General features: G+C 72.0%; 15 protein-coding genes and 1 riboswitch. Of the genes, 12 read left to right on the top strand and 3 right to left on the bottom strand.

The window, feature by feature from the left end; all coding sequences use genetic code 11:
• Positions 1-59: 59 nt before the first annotated feature.
• From HFP15_RS30415 to HFP15_RS30405, 3 genes are all read left to right on the top strand, one after another.
• Positions 60-1,367 carry an MFS transporter gene (locus HFP15_RS30415; RefSeq protein ID WP_210718069.1) on the top strand — a complete coding sequence of 436 codons (1,308 nt, stop codon included), beginning with the start codon at positions 60-62 and terminating at the stop codon, positions 1,365-1,367.
• 219 nt (positions 1,368-1,586) lie between these two features.
• Positions 1,587-4,754 (top strand): isoleucine--tRNA ligase, encoded by a 3,168-nt coding sequence (gene ileS / locus HFP15_RS30410; protein WP_168520211.1) that lies wholly within the window; start codon positions 1,587-1,589, stop codon positions 4,752-4,754.
• Positions 4,755-4,806: 52 nt separating this feature from the next.
• A complete protein-coding gene (locus HFP15_RS30405) occupies positions 4,807-6,372 on the top strand; it encodes a penicillin-binding transpeptidase domain-containing protein (RefSeq protein WP_312871821.1) in 1,566 nt (521 codons plus the stop codon).
• Here the strand turns inward: HFP15_RS30405 and HFP15_RS30400 are convergent.
• On the bottom strand, positions 6,273-7,616 hold the full coding sequence (locus HFP15_RS30400) for an MFS transporter (RefSeq protein WP_210718067.1): 1,344 nt from the start codon (positions 7,614-7,616) through the stop codon (positions 6,273-6,275). The two genes, HFP15_RS30405 and HFP15_RS30400, sit on opposite strands and share 100 nt — an antisense overlap.
• Positions 7,617-7,682: 66 nt before the next feature.
• Here HFP15_RS30400 and HFP15_RS30395 point away from each other — a divergent pair, with 66 nt between their 5' ends.
• The 6 genes from HFP15_RS30395 to HFP15_RS30370 all read left to right on the top strand — a co-directional run bounded on the left by HFP15_RS30395 (position 7,683) and on the right by HFP15_RS30370 (position 13,586).
• Positions 7,683-8,351: an ArsR/SmtB family transcription factor gene (locus HFP15_RS30395; protein ID WP_168520210.1), complete on the top strand. Its 669-nt coding sequence runs from the start codon at positions 7,683-7,685 to the stop codon at positions 8,349-8,351.
• Positions 8,348-8,620 (top strand): DUF167 domain-containing protein, encoded by a 273-nt coding sequence (locus HFP15_RS30390; protein WP_446680255.1) that lies wholly within the window; start codon positions 8,348-8,350, stop codon positions 8,618-8,620. Before HFP15_RS30395 ends, HFP15_RS30390 begins: the two co-directional genes overlap by 4 nt.
• A 396-nt stretch (positions 8,621-9,016) precedes the next feature.
• Positions 9,017-10,495 carry a potassium/proton antiporter gene (locus HFP15_RS30385; RefSeq protein WP_168520209.1) on the top strand — a complete coding sequence of 493 codons (1,479 nt, stop codon included), beginning with the start codon at positions 9,017-9,019 and terminating at the stop codon, positions 10,493-10,495.
• A 52-nt stretch (positions 10,496-10,547) separates the two neighbouring features.
• A riboswitch (SAM riboswitch) is annotated at positions 10,548-10,662 on the top strand.
• Positions 10,663-10,696: 34 nt separating this feature from the next.
• The gene (locus tag HFP15_RS30380) at positions 10,697-12,025 is read left to right on the top strand and encodes an aminotransferase class V-fold PLP-dependent enzyme (protein WP_168520208.1); all 1,329 of its coding nucleotides are present in this window, start codon (positions 10,697-10,699) and stop codon (positions 12,023-12,025) included.
• An 83-nt stretch (positions 12,026-12,108) separates the two neighbouring features.
• Positions 12,109-12,663 carry a signal peptidase II gene (lspA, locus tag HFP15_RS30375; protein WP_376768905.1) on the top strand — a complete coding sequence of 185 codons (555 nt, stop codon included), beginning with the start codon at positions 12,109-12,111 and terminating at the stop codon, positions 12,661-12,663.
• Positions 12,660-13,586 (top strand): RluA family pseudouridine synthase, encoded by a 927-nt coding sequence (locus HFP15_RS30370; RefSeq protein ID WP_312871820.1) that lies wholly within the window; start codon positions 12,660-12,662, stop codon positions 13,584-13,586. Before lspA ends, HFP15_RS30370 begins: the two co-directional genes overlap by 4 nt.
• Positions 13,587-13,615: 29 nt before the next feature.
• On the opposite strand, the gene HFP15_RS30365 is transcribed toward HFP15_RS30370, so the two are convergent.
• On the bottom strand, positions 13,616-14,485 hold the full coding sequence (locus HFP15_RS30365) for an AsnC family transcriptional regulator (protein WP_168520207.1): 870 nt from the start codon (positions 14,483-14,485) through the stop codon (positions 13,616-13,618).
• A 78-nt stretch (positions 14,486-14,563) separates the two neighbouring features.
• Between HFP15_RS30365 and HFP15_RS30360 the strand changes: the two genes are divergently transcribed.
• Both HFP15_RS30360 and HFP15_RS30355 read left to right on the top strand, forming a co-directional pair.
• Complete coding sequence (locus HFP15_RS30360) at positions 14,564-16,213, top strand: DUF885 domain-containing protein (RefSeq protein WP_168520206.1); 1,650 nt, start codon at positions 14,564-14,566, stop codon at positions 16,211-16,213.
• Positions 16,214-16,274: 61 nt separating this feature from the next.
• On the top strand, positions 16,275-17,315 hold the full coding sequence (locus HFP15_RS30355; RefSeq protein WP_168520205.1) for an LLM class F420-dependent oxidoreductase: 1,041 nt from the start codon (positions 16,275-16,277) through the stop codon (positions 17,313-17,315).
• Positions 17,316-17,353: 38 nt separating this feature from the next.
• Here HFP15_RS30355 and HFP15_RS30350 read toward each other — a convergent pair whose 3' ends face one another.
• Complete coding sequence (locus HFP15_RS30350) at positions 17,354-17,734, bottom strand: nitroreductase family deazaflavin-dependent oxidoreductase (RefSeq protein ID WP_168520204.1); 381 nt, start codon at positions 17,732-17,734, stop codon at positions 17,354-17,356.
• Positions 17,735-17,793: 59 nt separating this feature from the next.
• On the opposite strand from HFP15_RS30350, the gene HFP15_RS30345 reads away from it, so the two are divergent.
• The gene (locus HFP15_RS30345) at positions 17,794-18,591 is read left to right on the top strand and encodes an Fpg/Nei family DNA glycosylase (protein WP_246272167.1); all 798 of its coding nucleotides are present in this window, start codon (positions 17,794-17,796) and stop codon (positions 18,589-18,591) included.
• Positions 18,592-18,617 lie beyond the last annotated feature (26 nt).

Here is an 18,617-nt window from a genome sequence, read left to right as displayed (position 1 = left end):
AAGGATGCACCCGGCACGCTTCCAGCGCGCTGGAACCGTTTCCGGGGTCTGCTGGGGACATGAGAACCGCCACCCTGCTCACCATGTGCGCCGGGATGTTCCTGGTGCAGCTCGACGTCACCGTCGTCAACATCGCGCTGCCGGCCATCGGCGGCCAGCTGCACGCGGCGCTGTCCTCGCTGCAGTGGATCATCGACGCCTACACGGTGGTGCTGGCCTCGCTGCTGCTGAGCGGCGGCGCGATCGGCGACGCGTTCGGGCACCGGCGGGTGGTGATGAGCGGGTTCGCCGCGTTCGGCGTCGCCTCCGCCGGGTGCGCGCTGGCGCCCTCGATCGATTTGCTCATCGGATTCCGTGTCCTGCAAGGGATCGGTGCGGCTTTGCTGCTGCCCGGCACGCTCGCCGTGATCACCCGGACCTTCCCGGAACGCCGCGAGCAGGCCCGCGCGCTGGGCGTGTGGGCCGGGGTGTCGGCGCTGGCGCTGCCCGCCGGGCCGCTGCTCGGCGGTCTGCTGGTGGGCCTCGCCGGATGGCGTTCGCTGTTCTGGATCAACCCGCCGCTGGTGGCGCTGGCGATCCTCGCCTGCCTGCGGGTGGTGCCGCGCAGCGGCCGGACGGGCCGCCGGGTCGACCTCGGTGGCGCCCTCACCGCGGCGGTGGCGCTGGCGGCGGTGGTGTTCGGCGTGATCGAGCGGATGCCGGCCGCGGCCGCCGTCGCCGTGGTGGCCGTCGCGGCCTTCGCCGTCGTGGAGCGCCGGGCCACCGATCCGATGTTGCCGCCCGAACTGCTGCGCTCGCGCCAGTTCGTGGGCGCCAATCTGGTCGCGGGGGCGATGAATTTCGTCGGGCAGGGCACGATTCTCGTGCTCACGCTGTACCTGCAGGGAGTGCTGGGCCACGCGCCGCTGGCGGCGGCCGTGCTGATGCTGCCGGGATTCCTGCCGCTGGCGGTGCTCGCGCCGGTCACCGGCCGGCTCACCGGGCGGTTCGGGCCACGCCCGCTGATGATCGCGGGGCTGGCCGCCGGTGCCGTCTCGATGCTCAACCTGCTGCGTGTGGGCCCGGGCACCGGCTACGGCACGTTCGTGCCGACCTGGGCGGGGCTGGGCCTTGGCATGGGCCTGCTGACCGCGGCGGTGGTGGCGGCCGCCGTCGGCGGGGTGCCCGGCGAGCGCGCGGGGGTGGCCAGCGGGGTCAACAACACCGCGCGGCAGGCGTCCGGTTCGATCGGCGTGGCCGTGCTCGGCACGATCGTGGGGGAACCGGTGCGGCACGACGCGTTCGTCGCCGGCATGCACACCGTCGGCGTGCTGGGCGCCGCGCTGTGGGTGGTGGCCATCGCGATAACCGCTGGCACGGTGCGCTAACCTGGAACGCACAAGGCGCCGATCCGGCCATCACCGGGGAGCCTCCGGAAGAACGGGCGTGAGCCTCAGTAGAACCGGACGGGACTGGCCCGTCACAGCCTTTCAACGAGCGGCCCGCGGTTGCGGGCAAGCGGGGTGGTACCGCGGAACGCGCGAGCAGCGCGTGTCGTCCCCGTAACGACTGCCAGGTCTTTACGAGGAACCGCGAGGAGCGCACCGATGTACCCGAAGGCACAGCTGGGCGGCCAGACCCCTGGCCAGGTCCCGTCCCAGCCGTCTTTTCCCGAGCTGGAGAAGAGCGTGCTGGCCTACTGGGAGTCCGACCGGACCTTCCGTGCCTCGGTCGAGCAGCGCGACGCGGGCGTGAACGGCGCGAACGAGTTCGTGTTCTACGACGGCCCGCCCTTCGCCAACGGCCTGCCGCACTACGGTCACCTGCTCACCGGGTACGTCAAGGACATCGTGCCCCGCTACCAGACCATGCGTGGCCACCGCGTCGAGCGCCGCTTCGGCTGGGACACCCACGGCCTGCCCGCCGAGCTGGAGGCCGAGCGGCAGCTGGGCATCACCGACAAGTCGCAGATCGACGAAATGGGTATCGCCAGGTTCAACGACGCCTGCCGCGAGTCGGTGCTGCGCTACACGAACGAGTGGCGGGAGTACGTCACCCGGCAGGCGCGCTGGGTCGACTTCGACCACGACTACAAGACGCTCGATCTCACCTTCATGGAATCGGTGATCTGGGCGTTCAAACAGCTGTGGGACAAGGGCCTGGTCTACGAGGGCTATCGCGTGCTGCCCTACTGCTGGCGCGACGAGACGCCACTGTCCAACCACGAGCTGCGGATGGACGACGACACCTACGCCAGCCGCCAGGACCCGGCGGTCACGGTCGGATTCCGCTTGCAGGACAACGGAAACAATCTGGACGGCGCCTACCTGCTGGTGTGGACGACCACCCCGTGGACGCTGCCGTCCAACCAGGCCGCCGCAGTGCACCCGGATGTGGACTACGTCGTCGTGGAGGCCGACGGCACGCGGTTCGTGCTCGCCGAGAACCGCCTCGCCGCCTACGCGAAGGAACTGGGCGAGGAACCCGCGATCCTGGAGCGCCACAAGGGAAGCGCGCTCAAGGGGCTCACCTACGCGCCGCCGTTCCCGTACTTCGTGGGCAACCCGCACTCGCACCAGATCCTGCTCGCCGACTTCGTCACCACCGACGACGGCACCGGCGTGGTGCACATGTCGCCCGCCTACGGTGAGGACGACAAGGCCGCCTGCGACGAACTCGGCATCGTGCCGGTCACGCCGGTCGACGTCCGCGGCCGCTTCGACGCCACCGTGCCCGACTACGAGGGCCAGCAGGTGTTCGACGCGAACCCCAACATCATCCGGGATCTGAAGAACGGCACGGGTTCCGCGGCGCAGCAGGGCGCGGTGCTGCTGCGGCACGAGACCTACGAGCACTCCTACCCGCACTGCTGGCGCTGCCGCAACCCGCTCATCTACCGCGCGGTGTCGTCGTGGTTCGTCAAGGTCACCGAGTTCAAGGACCGGATGGTCGAGCTGAACCAGCAGATCACCTGGTACCCGGAGCACGTCAAGGACGGCCAGTTCGGCAAGTGGCTCGAAGGCGCCCGCGACTGGTCGGTCTCGCGCAACCGGTACTGGGGCACCCCCATCCCGGTGTGGGTTTCGGACAACCCCGAGTTCCCGCGTATCGACGTGTACGGCTCCCTGGACGAGCTGGAGCGTGATTTCGGCGTGCGGCCCACGGATCTGCACCGCCCCTACATCGACGAACTGACCCGGCCCAACCCGGACGACCCCACCGGCAAGTCCACGATGCGCCGGATCGCCGACGTGTTCGACGTGTGGTTCGACTCGGGCTCGATGCCCTACGCCCAGGTGCATTACCCGTTCGAGAACGCGGACTGGTTCGAGCACCACTACCCGAGCGACTTCATCGTCGAGTACATCGGGCAGACCCGCGGCTGGTTCTACCTGCTGCACGTGCTGGCGACGGCGTTGTTCGACCGGCCCGCGTTCACCATGTGCGTCTCGCACGGCATCGTGCTCGGCTCGGACGGGCAGAAGATGTCCAAGTCGCTGCGCAACTACCCCGACGTCAACGAGGTCTTCGAGCGCGATGGCTCGGACGCGATGCGCTGGTACCTCATGGCGAGCCCGATCCTGCGCGGTGGCAACCTGATCGTCACCGACAAGGGCATCCGGGACGCGGTGCGCCAGGCCGTGCTTCCGCTGTGGAACTCCTACTACTTCCTCGCTCTCTACGCCAACGCCGACGGTAAGGCCGGGCACTGGCGCACGGATTCCACGCACGTGCTGGACCGCTACATCCTGGCCAAGACCAACGAGCTGGTCACCGACGTCCAGTCCGGTTTGGACGTGTGCGACATCGCCGGTGCCTGCCAGAGCGTGCGTGATTTCCTCGAGGTGCTCACGAACTGGTACGTGCGCCGTTCGCGGGACCGGTTCTGGGCGGGCGAGCAGGACGCGATCGACACGCTGCACACGGTGCTGGAGGTCGTCTGCCGCACCACCGCGCCGCTGCTGCCGCTGACCACCGAAGCGGTGTGGCGCGGGCTCACCGGCGAACGTTCGGTGCACCTGGCCGACTGGCCGCTGGTGGACGAGCTGCCCGCGGACGCGGCGCTGGTGCGCGCGATGGACCGGGTGCGCCAGGTGTGCTCGTCCGCGCTGTCCCTGCGCAAGTCCAACAAACTGCGCGTGCGGCTGCCGCTGGCCACACTGCTCGTCGCGGCGCAGGACGCGGAGGCGTTGCGGCCCTTCACCGATCTCATCGCCGACGAGGTCAACGTCAAGACCGTCGAGCTGACCACGGACGTGGCCGCGCACGGCGGTTTCGAGGTCGCGGTCAACGCGCGTGCCGCCGGGCCCCGGCTCGGCAAGGACGTGCAGAAGGTGATCAAGGCCGTGAAGGCGGGGGAGTGGTCGGTCTCGCCGGAGGGCGCGGTGGTCGCTGCCGGTATCGAACTGCTCGACGCCGAGTACGAGCGCCGGCTGGTGGCCAAGGACTCCGGGGCGGCGATCGAGCTGCCCGAGGGCTCGGGCCTGGTGCTGCTGGACACCGGCGTCACGCCGGAGCTGGCCGCCGAGGGCCTGGCGCGGGACCTGGTGCGGGTCGTGCAGCAGGCGCGCCGCGACGCGGGCCTCGACGTCGCGGACCGCATCGAGCTGACCGTGGACGCGCCGGAGGACGTCGTGGCCGCGGCGAAGGAGCACGAGAAGTTCATCGCCGGTGAGACGCTCGCGGAATCGGTGTCCTACGGCCAGGCCGAGGACGGGTTCGACGGCACGGTCGGCGAGGGCACCAAGGTGCGGGTGCGGGTCGGCAAGTCGTAACAAACCGCCCTCGGTGATCGATTAACCGGCAAACCGGACCGGGGGGTTGATCGTGTCGCCGACGGCGAAACGCTGGGTGCTGTCCGGGGGCGCCGCCACGGTGATCGCGATCATCGTGGCGGCGTTGCTGGTGCTGCGGGGAGAATCCGGCAACCCGCCGGCATCGGCCGACGAGGACGCGGGCGCCGTCGTCACGCGCTATGTGCGGGCCTGGTCGGCCGGCGACGATCAGGCGGCGGGCGCGCTCACCGATGATCCGGCGAAGGCCGTGGCCGCGATCCGGTCCGCCCGCGCGGGCCTGGCGCCGGTGACGTTCTCGGCGTCGCTGGAAGTGGTCCGGGGCGAGTCCGCCCTGATCCGTCCGAAGTGGACGCTCGGCACGGCGCGCGTGTGGTCCTACGAGGTGAACCTGCCGCTGGTGCACGGCGGCGACGGCTGGCGCGTGCACTTCACGCCCGCCGCGATCCACCCCGGGCTGGGGCCGGGTGACCGGCTGGCCGTGCGCACCGCCTCGGGCACCGCCGTGGCCGACCGGGACGGCACCCCGCTGATGGACTGGCAGGCGGGCGGGCCGAAGGCGGTGGACCCGGCGGTCGCGCCGCTGGTGCTGCCCGGCATCGGCAGGCTGGTCGCTACCGCGGCCACGGCGTGGTCGGTGGTCGGCGTCGACGCCGCGGGCAACGAGAACAAGCTCTACGGCGAAGGCGACGTTCCGAAGGGACCGGCCACGGCGTCGCTGAGCCTCGGCGTGCAGAATGCCGCGCAGGCGGCGGTGGACGCGGCCGCCACGCCCGCGATGCTGGTCGCCATCCAGCCCTCCACCGGGGACATCCTGGCGGTGGCGCAGAACGCGAGTGCGACCGACGGCAACCCGCTGACCGGGCTGTACGCGCCGGGCTCCACGTTCAAGATCGCCACCGCCGCGGCGGTGCTGGAGCACGGCCTGGCGGAGGCGAACACGGTGCTGCCGTGTCCCGGCACCGCGCAGATCGGGCAGCGCACCATCCCCAACGACGAGTCGTTCTCCTTCCCGTCGCTGCCGCTGCACTCGGCGTTCGCGCACTCGTGCAACACCACGTTCGCGCAGCTGGGCGCCCAGTTGCCTGCCGACGGGCTGGCGAAGGCCGCGAGCGAGTTCGGCCTCGACGCGGACTTCACGATCCCGGGCATCACCACCGAGACCGGCACGGTGACCGCCTCGACGGGCGCGGCCGACCAGGTCGAGTCCGCGATCGGCCAGGGCACCGTGCAGGTCAGCCCGTTCGGGCTGGCGCTGATGGCGGCGACCGTCGCGGCGGGCGAACCCGTCACCCCGCAGCTGGTGGGGGGCCATCCGACGACGGTGACGCAGGGCTACGAGGCCCCGCCGGCTGCGGTGATCAGTGCGCTGCGGGCGATGATGCGCGAGGTCGTCGCAGGCGGCACCGCGACGGGCCTGGCCGGCAGCGGGACCGTGTACGGCAAGACCGGCACGGCGCAGTTCGGCGACGGCAGCCACGCCAACGGCTGGTTCGCCGGCTACCGTGGCGATGTCGCGTTCTCCGTGCTGTTGCTGGGTTCGGGCTCGTCCAAGCCTGCCGTGTCGACGGCTTCGGCGTTCCTCGGCCGCCTGGGCTGAACCCCCTTCGCCGCGACGAGCGCTCCGGCGAGTTCGACCGCCGCGCCCGTGCCCAGCGCGGGCCGCAGGCCGGCGCGGGCCAGCACGGCACCGAGCACGGCGACCCCGAGCGCGGCGCCGAACATGCGGGCCAGGTTCGCGATCCCGCCGGCGAGACCGGCCCGGTCGGCGGGCACGGTGCTCACCGCGACCCCCACGACCGGGCCTGCGGTGAGCGCGAGCCCGGCGCCGAGCACCGCGAACACGATTTCCAGCCACGGCTGGCGCAGCCCGGTAACGGCGAACGCGCCGAGCCCGGCGGCCAGCAGTGCCATGCCCGCGGTCATCGGGACGCGCGGCCCGACGCGGGTCACCAGCCGTCCGGTGAGCGGGGAACCGATCACGACCGCGACCGGCATCGGCAGGAGTTCCAGCCCGGCCCGCAGCGCGCCCTGGCCGTGTTGCAGCTCGATGCCGGCCAGCAGCAGCATCCCGTACATGCCGAAGGTCATGCACAGCGCGACGACGGCCGCGACGGGCACCTGCCCCCGGCGCACCATGTGCAGCGGCAGCATCGCCTGCTCGCGGCGCTCCACGAGCACGAACGCGGCGCCGCTGACGGCCGCGAGCACGCCGGGCAGCACCCCGCCCTCGATGACGGTGTAGGTGAGCGTGGCGAGGAACGCGATGCCGAGCAGCTGCCCGGCCGGATCGAGTCCGCGCGCCGTTCCGGCGGAGGATTCGGGGACCGCGAACGTCAGCGCCAGCGCGGCGAGGCCGAGCGGAACGTTGAGCCAGAAGATGTCCTGCCAGGCCAGCTTCTGCACGAGCAGACCGCCCAGGAGCGGCCCGCTGGCCAGCGCGATGCCGGTGACCGCCGACCACGCCGCCATCGCGCGGTCGCGTTCGCGGCCGGGCCGGAACACCACGGACATGATCGCGAGGCTTTGCGGGATCGCGAGTCCCGCGCCGGCGCCCTGCACCGCGCGCCCGGCCACCAGCGCCGGGCTCAGCGCGCACAGCACCGACCCGGCGACGAACAGCGCGAGCCCGATGCGGAACAACCGCCGCCTGCCGAACCGGTCCCCGAGCGTGCCGCCGGTGAGCAGCAGCGCGGCGAACGCCAGGTGGTAGGCGTCCATCACCCACTGCTGAGTGCTCAGCTCACGGGCCATCGAAGGCAGCGCGAGGTTCACCGCCGTGGTGTCGGTCTGGGCCAGGAACAGGCCGAGGCAGAGCGAGATGAGGGTGAGTTGCCGTGTCACGTCTCCGACGCTAGGTACCGGACGTGTCGGCAGCGGCCGAACTGTTGCCGCCTTACGGTGGAGTGCATGGAAACCGTCGCACTGGCCGACGTCGCCGCGGTGCTGGCCGAGCCCAGCCGGGCGAAGATGTGCCTCGCACTGCTCGACGGGCGCGCGTGGACCATCGGCGAGCTGGCCCGCGCCGCCGGGGTCGGGCCCTCGACCGCGAGCGAGCACGTCACGCGGCTGCGGGAGTCCGGCTTCGTGACCGGGGCGCGCCAGGGACGGCACAGCTACGTGCGGCTGGCCGATCCGCGCGTCGCCGAGCTCATCGAGCATCTCGCGCAGCACGCCGAGCAGCGGCCGGCCACCGGGCTGAAGGCCTCGCTGCGGGCGCGGCGGCTGGCCTATGCCCGTACCTGCTACGACCACCTCGCCGGCACGGTGGGCGTCGCGATCCGCGACGGCATGGTGCGTACCGGTCTCGTCGCCGTCGAGGCCGGGCTGACGCTCACCGCCCGCGGCCACGACGTGCTGACCGGGCTCGGCGTGCCGGTTCCCGCGGGCGGACGGCGCCCGTTGCTGCGCGACTGCCTCGACTGGACGGAGCGGCGGGAGCATTTCGGCGGGGCGCTGCCCGCCGCGCTGCTCGCGCACGCCGTCGAGGCGGGCTGGGTGAGCAGGGAGCCGGACCGGGCGGTGCGGGTGCACCGGAGGGAGCCGTTCGCCCGGCTCGGCGCGGATCTTTCGGCGTGATCCGGTTCCCGGTCCGGGTCAAGCCCGGCGCGAAACGCGACGCCGTGGGCGGCGATCACGCGGGCGCGCTGATCGTGGCGGTCAAGGCGCCAGCGGTCGAAGGCAAGGCGAACGAGGCGGTGCGGCAGGTGCTGGCGAAGGCGCTCGGCGTGCGGGCGCGGGATGTCGTGGTGCTGCGCGGCGAACGCGGCCGCGACAAGATCATCGGCCTCGACGGCGCACCGGACGGCGTCGAGGAGTTGATCGTGCGGCTGCGCCGGATGCGGTGAGCCGCTCCGGCCAGTCGAGCTCCAGGCCTTCGCCGGGTTCCAGCCGGGCCCACCGCTTCACGAGCGAGGTGAGTTCCGCCGCGGCGTGGGCTCCAGCCCGGACAGCGCCGGCGCAGTCGGAGGCGGCGTTCCGTTACCGCGTGCGCGAGATCGTGCGGGACCCGCCATTTCCGGTCGTAGGACTGGAGTTCGAGTACGACGCCGTCCGCGCGATGCAGGATCGCGCGGCTGCCGCCACCGCGGCGCGGGTAGAAGATCACTTGCACCGGCCGAGAGTGCGCCGGCGGAGTGCGCCCGGTCCACCGGTTTTCCGGGACGACGGCCACGTCTGCCGCCCGATCGGGTGGCGATCTTTTATCCTGTCACCGTCAAGGTGAGGGTGAGGGGTGGTCGCGGGTGGCGGAGCTTCCGGTCGTGCTCGGGCTGGGCGCGGCCGTGCTCCTGGCGGCCGTGCTGGCGGTACGGCTGTCGACCCGGCTCGGCTTCCCGTCGCTGGTCATCTACCTCGCCATCGGCGTGCTGCTCGGCGAATCCGGGTTCGGCATCCACTTCTCCGACCCGATCCTCACCCAGTCGCTCGGTCTCGCCGCGCTCGTCCTGATTCTGGCCGAAGGTGGCCTCACCACCCGCTGGTCGGCGGTCAAACCCGCGCTGGGCCAGGGAATCGCACTGTCCACAGTGGCCGTGCTCGGCAGTATCGGGATCACCGGCGCGGCACTGCACTGGCTGCTGGGCCTGGACTGGCGGATGGCGCTGCTGTGGGGCGCGGTGCTCGCCTCGACCGACGCGGCCGCGGTGTTCTCCGTGCTGCGCGCGCTCGGCCTGCGCCGCGGCCTGGTCGGCGCGCTGGAGGTCGAATCCGGCATCAACGACGCGCCCTCCTACATCGCGGTGGTGGTGCTCGCCGAGAGCATGCGGATCGACTGGACGCTGCCGCTGCTCGTGGTCTACGAACTGGTGGCGGGTGCGGCGATCGGGTTGCTGCTCGGCTGGGCCGGGGGATGGGCGCTGCGGCGCGCCGCGCTGCCCGCGACCGGTCTCTACCCGCTGGCCACACTCGCGGTGTGTGTCGTCGCCTACGCGTCCGGTCAGCTCGCGCACGCGTCCGGGCTGCTGGCCACCTACCTCGCCGCGCTCGTGCTGGGCAATGCGAAGCTGCCGCACCGGTCGGACACGCTGTCCTTCGCCGAGGGCATGGGCTGGCTCGCGCAGATCGGGTTGTTCGTGCTGCTCGGCCTGTTCGCCTCACCGGCCAGGCTGCTCGACGCGATCGTGCCCGGACTGGTCGCCGGGGCCGTGCTGCTGCTGCTCGCCCGGCCGGTGTCGGTGCTGCTGTCGATGCTGCCGTTCCGCGTGCCGTGGCGGGAGCAGGTGTTCCTGTCGTGGGCGGGGCTGCGGGGTGCGGTGCCGATCGTGCTGGCCATGATCCCGCTCGCGCGCGGCGTACCGGGTGCGGAAAAGCTCGTGGACGCGGTGTTCGTGCTGGTCATCGTGCTGACCCTGGTGCAGGCGATGACGCTGACACCGCTGGCGCGGCTGCTCGGCCTCGCCATGGACGCCGAGCCGAAGGAGATGGAGGTCGACTCGGCGCCGCTGGACGAGCTGCGGGCCGCGCTGCTGCAGGTGAAGATCCGGCCGGGATCGCGGTTGCACGGTGTGTATCTGACCGAACTGCGGCTGCCCGCGGGCGCGTCGCTGAGCCTGATCGTGCGCGGCGAGGAGAGTTTCACGCCGCAGCGCACGAGCCGGCTGCAGGAGGGCGATCAGCTGCTGGTGGTCGTCACAGAAGGATCGATGGACGCGGCCGAACAGCGGCTGCGGGCGGTCGACCGGGCCGGGCCGCTGGCCCGCTGGCGCGGCGAGTCGGGGAAGTGATCGCCGTCTCGGGGTTTGGTTCCCGGCGTGACATCCGCTAATCTCGTCGGCAGGTCATGAGTGTCAGCGTCAAGCCCCGGCTCGCTGGCCGGCAACCCTCCTACCGCGGTGGGGTGCCCCGGGTGAGGACCTGGCCCACCGCGACGTGCGGTGGGCAAGCGCGGGCCCCTCTCCGGGTCCCGGACCCGCCCAGGAGGCATCGTGACACTCGCTGTGGAACGCCACGAAACCGTTGCGGCGCACCGCATTCCGGCTGTGCTCGGCACCGAGGTGCCACTGGTGACCGGCGAGCGCGTCGGCTACGCCAACCTCGACCACGCGGCCAGCGCGCCCTGCCTGGCGGCGGTGCGCGACGCGGTCGAGGAGTTCCTGCCGTGGTACGCCAGCGTGCACCGCGGCGCGGGTTTCGCGTCGCAGGTGTCCACAAAGGTCTACGAGCGCGCCCGCGGAATCCTGCACCGCTTCACCGGCGCACGCCCCGGCGACGAGGTGATCTTCACCCGCAACACCACCGACGCGTTCAACCTGCTGGCCCGTTGCCTGCCCCGGCGCACCTCGGTCGTGCTGTTCGACACCGAGCACCACGCGGCGCTGCTGCCGTGGCGCGGCCCGGAGGTGCACCGCATCCCGGCGCCACGCACCCGCGCCGCCGCCGTGTCCGCTGTGGACACTGCGCTCGCGGCATGCCCGGAGGGGCCACGGCTGGTGGTCATCGCCGGTGCGTCCAATGTGACCGGCGAACTGCTGCCGATGGCCGAGATCGCCGCGGCCGCCCGGCGGCACGGCGCGCGGGTCGCACTGGACGCCGCGCAACTGGCCCCGCACCGGCGGATCTCGTTGCGGGAGCTGGACGTGGACTACGTGGCGCTGTCCGGGCACAAGCTGTACGCGCCCTACGGCGCCGGGGTGCTGGTCGGCCGCGCGGACTGGCTGCGCGCCGCCCCGCCCTACCTCGCCGGTGGTGGTGCGACGAAGGCCGTCACCGAGGACGCGGTCGTGTGGAACACCGGCCCGGAGCGGCACGAGGCCGGTTCGCCGAACACCGTCGGCGTGTACGCGCTCGGCGTGGCGTGCGAGCGGCTCGGCGCCGCCTGGGATGCCGTCGTCGAGCACGAGAACGAGCTGACGGACCGGCTGCTGCGCGGTCTGGCCGCGGTGCCGGGCCTGGCCGAGTTGCGGCTGTTCGACGATCCGGGCGGCCGGGTCGGCACGGTCGGTTTCGTGCTGGACGGCCTCGATCCCGGCTGGGTCGCGGCGGTGCTGTCGGCCGAGTACGGCATCGGGGTGCGCGACGGGGCGTTCTGCGCGCACGTCGCCACCCGCCGGCTGATCGGGCGGAGCGGTGGCCGCGGGCAGCAGGCGCTGCGGGTGAGCCTCGGCCTGGGCACCACCGTCGAGCACGTGGACCGGCTCGTGCTGGCGCTGCGGCAGGTCGTGGCGCGTGGCGCGCGCTGGACCTACGGCGAGCAGGACGGCCGGTGGGCGCCGAGCCCGGACCCGAGGGCGCTGCCCTCATTCCTGCAAGACTGACCTGCGGTGGATGTCTGGGGCCTTGGTGGCCACGTGGCGCCCCACCGCGACGGCGTCGCGAGCGGGCAGTGGACAATGGGCTGGTGAGCACCGAACAGGGATCGCAGCCGGAGGCCGCGCCACCGCAGGAACTGCCGAAGCGGCGGGTGGGGCTGCTCGCCGTCATCGCCGTGGTCGCCTTCGCGCTGGACCTGACCACCAAGGCCATCGTCGCGTCCACTTTGGAGGGACACGAGCCGGTGCGCGTCCTCGGTGGGCTCGTCTACCTGCAGATCGTGCGCAATCCCGGTGCGGCGTTCTCGATGGCCACCGGGATGACGTGGGTGCTCGCGCTGGTCGCGACCGCGGTGGTGGTCGTGCTGATCTGGTTCGCGGGGCGCCTGCGGTCGGTCGGCTGGGCGATCGGGCTCGGGCTGATCCTGGCCGGCGCGTTCGGCAACCTCATGGACCGGCTGTTCCGCGCGCCCGGTGTGCTGCGGGGGCACGTCGTCGACTTCATCTCGGTGTTCGCGCCCAACGGCCAGGCGTTCCCGGTGTTCAACGTCGCCGACTCCTGCATCACGTGCGGGGCCATCCTGATCGTGCTGCTGACGCTGCTCGGCCGCGACTACGACGGCAGCGTGAGGTCCAAGAAGTGAGCGCACGGATGCTGCCCGTCCCCGACGGGCTGGACGGCATGCGCGTCGACGCGGGGCTGGCGAAGCTGCTGGGGCTGTCGCGGACCGTGGTGGCCGAGCTGGCCGAATCGGGCGAGGTGCTGCTGGATGGCAGGCCCGCGGGCAAGTCGGACCGGCTGGCGGCCGGTGGCCTGCTGGAGGTGACCCTGCCGGATCCGGACCAGCCCGTCCAGGTGATCGCGGAGCCGGTCGAGGGCCTGCGCATCCTGCACGACGACGATGACATCGTGGTGGTGTCCAAGCCGGTCGGTGTCGCGGTGCACCCGAGTCCCGGCTGGACCGGCCCGACGGTGGTCGGCGGGCTGGCGGCCGCGGGGCTGCGCGTCTCGACGTCGGGTGCGGCGGAGCGGCAGGGCGTCGTGCACCGGCTGGACGCGGGGACCACGGGCGTGATGGTGGTGGCCAAGAGCGAGCACGCGTACACGGTGCTCAAGCGGGCGTTCAAGGAGCGCACGGTCGACAAGGGCTATCACGCCGTGGTGCAGGGTCACCCCGATCCCACGCGCGGCACCATCGACGCGCCCATCGACCGGCACCCCAGGCACGACTACAAGTTCGCGGTCGTGGCCGGCGGGCGCCCGAGCATCACCCACTACGAGGTGATCGAGGCCTTCCGCGCGGCTTCACTGGTGGCCATCAAGCTGGAGACCGGGCGGACACACCAGATCCGCGTGCACTTCTCGGCGGTGCGGCATCCGTGCGCGGGCGATCTGACCTACGGCGCGGACCCGGTGCTGGCCAGGAAACTCGGCCTGACCCGGCAGTGGCTGCACGCCAGGACGCTGGCCTTCGCGCACCCGGCCGACGGCCGCTGGGTGAGCTTCCAGTCCCCGTACCCGGACGATCTGGCCCACGCTCTGGACGTGCTCCGCGCCGAGAGCTGAGGAGCTCCCGCGAGGCGCGAGACAGGCGTTCAGGTCTCGAGTGACCAGCTCAGCGTGCGCTCGTCCGGCTCCGGCCGCGGGCTCCACCGCAGCGTCGTCACGCGAGTCGCCTCCGGCAGGACGTACACGGTGTGGCCGCCCGCCGTCTCGCCCGGCTGGACGCCGATCTTGTGCGGCGGCCGCGACGTCAGCGAGACCGGGGCCTTGGCGATCGTCGTGCCCTCGGCGGTGACCAGCTCCAGGTAGTTGTCCGGCAGCGACACGAACGGCACAGTGCCGCGGTTGGTGATCTCGGTGTGCACGACCACGGCCCGCTCACCCGCGTCGAGCCGGTACCCGGCCGCGCCGAACAGGAAGTCCGCCGGGTCCTGCACCTCCAGCAGCTGAATGGTGAGCTGCTCGCCCTCCAGGCCCTGGGCGGCGAGCGCGTCCCCGATCCGGCCGGTGCGCTGGACCGGGGAAGGAGCCTGGCGTTGATCGCCCCGGGCCCAGGACGCCGTTTGCGGCGGGCCCCACGTGCTGATCACCGGATCGACCGCCGGTCGCGGCGCCGCGGCGGCGAAGCGGCCCGGCGCCGGCGGCGGAGGCTGCACCGGGTACCGGCCGGAGGGAACGTTGTAGGCAGCGGAAGGGACGGTGTAGGCGCCCGAGGGCATGCCCTGCGCCGGATACGGCGGCGGGGGAGCGGGACGGGCGGTCGCCAGCGCGGCGCGCAGGCCGTTCGGGTCGCTCTCGACGCCCACCAGCAACGGCAGGCCGCTCCCCGACAGCGCGACCAGCCGGTAGGCCACCTCGCGCGGGTCCATCCCGACCTTCGCGGCGAGTTCGTGCACGGCGGCCTTGCCCAGCTCCGCCAGCGCGGCGAGCAGGCGGGCGTCCACGGGATCGGTCACGGCCACAACCGGAAACGCTACCGTCCCGCCACGGCCGCGCGCTTGTTCCCCCGGCCGTGGCGAATGAGGTTCTAGGCTGGCGCCATGACCGAGGTGACGAAGCTGGCCGACGAGTTCGTGGAAGCACTGTTCGACGCCGAGCCCCTGTGGCCGGCGCTGCTGGGCATCGAGTCCGATCGCGAGGGAATCGGCGAGATCAGCGAGGCCGCCGAGGAGCGGCAGCGCGTCACGCTGGAGGAGTTCGTGCGCCGCGGCGAGGCGCTCGAACCCGCGTCCGAGCAGGATCGCGTCACCCGCGACGTCCTGGTCAGCCAGGCCCGCAACTACCTCGACCGGATCAGCACGCACTCGGCCGAGTACACGATCAGCGACCTGTTCATCGCACCCGCGGCGAGCCTGCTCACCTCGCTGCCGATGGTCACGGTGGCCGACGAGGAGCAGGGCGCGAAACACCTGCGCCGCCTCGCCGAGATCCCGCGCTACCTCCAAGACGCCGCCGACCGGCACCGCGCGGGCCTGGCGTCGGGCCGGCTGCCGGTGGAGCATCTCGTGCGCGCCGCCATCGGCCACCTCGACCGCCACCTGGCAGACGCCGACAACGACCCGTTGAAGCGCCAGCCCGCACCGTCGGAGGCGTTCGCCGCCGAACGGGAGCGGCTGCTCGCCGACGTCGTGAACCCCGCGTTCGCCGCCTACCGCGACATGCTCGCCGCCGAGATCGCCGAGCACGGCCGCCCGCTGGACAAGCCCGGCCTGTGCTGGCTGCCCGACGGCGAGCGCATGTACGCCGCGGCCGCCCGGTCGCACACCACCACCGACCGCACCCCGGACGATCTGCACGAAACCGGTCTGCGGATCATCGGCGACCTCGCGCGCGAGTACGCCGAAATCGGCTCGCGCGTGTTCGGCACCGGCGACCTGCAGGAGATCTTCACGCGGCTGCGCACCGATCCGGCGCTGCGCTGGAAGGACGCCGACGAGCTGCTGGAGACCGCCCGCGCGGCGATCACGCGGGCCGCGGAGGCCTCGCCGCGGTGGTTCGGCCGGATCCCGCCGCACGAATGGGTCGTCGAGCCGGTGCCGGCCGCGGCCGCGCCCAACGCGCCGGCGGCCTACTACCTGCAGCCCTCCGTGGACGGCTCGCGGCCCGGCACGTACTTCGCCAACACCTACGAGGTGACCGAACGCTTCCGGCACACCGCCGAGGTCATCGCGTTCCACGAGGCCATCCCGGGCCACCATTTCCAGCTCTCGACCGCCCTCGGGCTCACCGACCTCCCGCTGCTGCGGCGCATCGGCGACTTCACCGCCTACGTCGAGGGCTGGGGCCTCTACGCCGAACGGCTCGCCAACGAGATGGGCCTGTACTCCGGCGACGTCGCGCTGCTGGGGATGCTCACCACCGACTCGATGCGCGCCGGGCGGCTCGTCGTCGACACCGGTCTGCACGCGAAGGGCTGGAGCCGGGCGCAGGCCGTGGACTTCCTGCGCGAGAACACGCCGATGCCGCAGGTCGAGATCGACGCCGAGATCGACCGCTACATCGCCTATCCCGGCCAGGCCCTGTCGTACATGGTGGGCAGGCTGGAGATCCTGCGCGTCCGTGAGAAGGCACGGCAGGCGCTGGGGGAGCGGTTCGACATCCGGGCCTTTCACGACCTGGTGCTCGGCGGGGGCTCGCTGCCGATGCCGGTACTCGACGGTGTGGTGAGCGCCTGGATCGAGTCCCACTAGAAGTTACCGGCGTGTAGGGTGTGGACACTAAGCGCACGCTTACCCGGGAAAGGTGACTTCCATGCGGCTCGGCACCCAGATCTCCTACGCGGGCGGTTTCGCCGAAAGCGTGGCGGACATCGTCGAACTGGAGAAGGCCGGTCTCGATGTCGCGTTCGTCCCCGAGGCGTACTCGTTCGACGCGGTCAGCCAGCTCGGCTACCTCGCCGCGAAGACCGAGCGGGTGCAGATCGCGTCGGGCATCCTGCAGCTCTACACCCGCACGCCGACACTCACCGCGATGACCGCGGCGGGCCTGGACTTCGTCTCGAACGGCCGGTTCATGCTCGGCATCGGCGCGTCCGGGCCGCAGGTGATCGAGGGCTTCCACGGGGTGCGCTACGACGCGCCGCTGGGCCGTACGCGTGAGCTGGTCGAGATCTGCCGCATGGTGTGGCGGCGCGAGCGCGTCGAGTACAACGGCCGCTACTACCGGATCCCGCTGCCCGAGGGCCAGGGCACCGGGCTGGGCAAACCGCTCAAGCTGATCAACCACCCGGTGCGCGAGCGGATCCCGATCATGCTCGCCTCGCTCGGCCCGAAGAACGTCGCGATGACGGCGGAGATCGCCGAGGCGTGGGAGCCGATCTTCTACCACCCGGAGAAGGCGGCCGACATCTGGGGCGAGCCGCTCGCCGCGGGCAAGGCCAAGCGCGACCCGGAACTGGGCGATCTCGATGTCGTGGTCGGCGCGCCGGTGGCGATCGGCGAGGATGTCGAGCACATGATCGACTGGATGCGCCCGATGGTCGCGCTCTACGTCGGCGGCATGGGCGCGCGCGGCAAGAACTTCTACAACGAGCTGGCCTGCCGTTACGGCTACGAGGCCGAGGCGAAGCGGATCCAGGACCTGTACCTGGACGGCAAGAAGGAGGAGGCCGCGGCCGCGGTCCCGGCCGATCTGCTGAAGGCCATCTCGCTGATCGGTCCCGCCGGGCACGTCAAGGAGCGGCTGGCCGCGTACCGGGAGGCCGGGGTGACCACGCTGCAGGTGACGCTGTTCGAACCGGGCGTCGAGCGCCGGGTGAAGGTCATCGAGCAGCTCCGCGAGCTGCTCGCCTGACCCGCGCCTCGGCGGTGGCCCGTCCGTCCTGAGTGGACTCAGGCCGCGCGGTCGAGGTAGAGCAGGTCGGCCACGCCGATCAGGCCGAGGAACCGGCGCGTGGGAAACGGCAGCGCCGCGCGGTTCTCGTCGTGCACCACGCGCGGGTTGGTCAGTGTGACCACCCGCCCCAGTGTCTCCAGTTCGCACCCGCCCGCGGCGAGCACGTTGCGCACCCAGTCGGAGTCGGGGCCGTAGGTCAGCGCCACGACGTAACCCTCCGGCACGCGGAACACGTTCAGCGGCGTGCGGTAGATCTTGCCGGAACGCCGCCCCCGGTGCACGACGGTGCCGAAGCCCGGCACCCGCCGGCTGATCGGTCCCAGCACCTTGTTCGTCGCGACCCGGTTGAACCGCGCGACCTTCTTCGGGATCACCATGCCGCCAGTGTGCCCGCTCGTGGAGCAAAAATCAACGAGCGATGAATTAGACGTTTGCCATGGCCGGGCGGGTGGAAGACTTCGGTATGCCCGAGTTACCGGACGTCGAGGGCTTCCGCCGGGTGCTTGCCGAGCACGCGGTGAACCGCCGCATCACCGGTGTCGTCGTGCGCGACGCCCAGGTGCTGCGCGACGTCGGCGCCGCCGCGTTGCGCGAGGCGCTGACCGGGCGGCGGTTCGCCGAACCGCGCAGGCTCGGCAAGTGGCTGCTCGTACCGGTGCGTGGCGGACCGGCCACGGTCGTGCTGCACTTCGGCATGACCGGTTCGCTGCACTGGCAGACCGGCGAACCGCACCGGCACGACAGGGTGATCTTCTGCTTCGCCGACGGCGAACTGCGGTATCGCGACATGCGCAAGCTCCAGGGCCTGCGGCTCGCGGCCGACGAGCAGGCGCTGGACCGGTTGCTGGCGGACACCGGGCCGGACGCGCTGGAGGTCGGGCCGCTGAAGGACGTGCTGCCCCCGCGTAAGCAGCTCAAGGCGGCGCTCGTGGACCAGTCGGTGCTGGCCGGGCTCGGCAACCTGCTCGCCGACGAGATCCTGTGGCGCGCCAAGCTGAACCCGTATCGCAAGGTTTCCAGTGTGGGCGAGAAGGAGCTCGGCCTGCTGCGCACCACGATGCGGAAAACCCTGCGCGAGTCCGTCGAAGCGGGCCGCGTGCCGCCGCGGCCGTCCTGGCTGACCGGACGCCGCGACGAACCGTCGGGCTCGTGCCCGCGCTGCGGCACGACACTCGAACACGGCCGGGCCGGTGGCCGCGGCACCGTGTGGTGCCCGCACTGCCAGCCGGGTTGACGTCCCGCCGAAATGAGGTAAGCCGG

Origin of the sequence: Amycolatopsis acididurans (assembly GCF_012328925.1) — a bacterium.
GTDB classification, from domain to species: Bacteria; Actinomycetota; Actinomycetes; order Mycobacteriales; family Pseudonocardiaceae; genus Amycolatopsis_E; species Amycolatopsis_E acididurans.
This window is presented reverse-complemented; position numbering and strand designations above follow the sequence as displayed.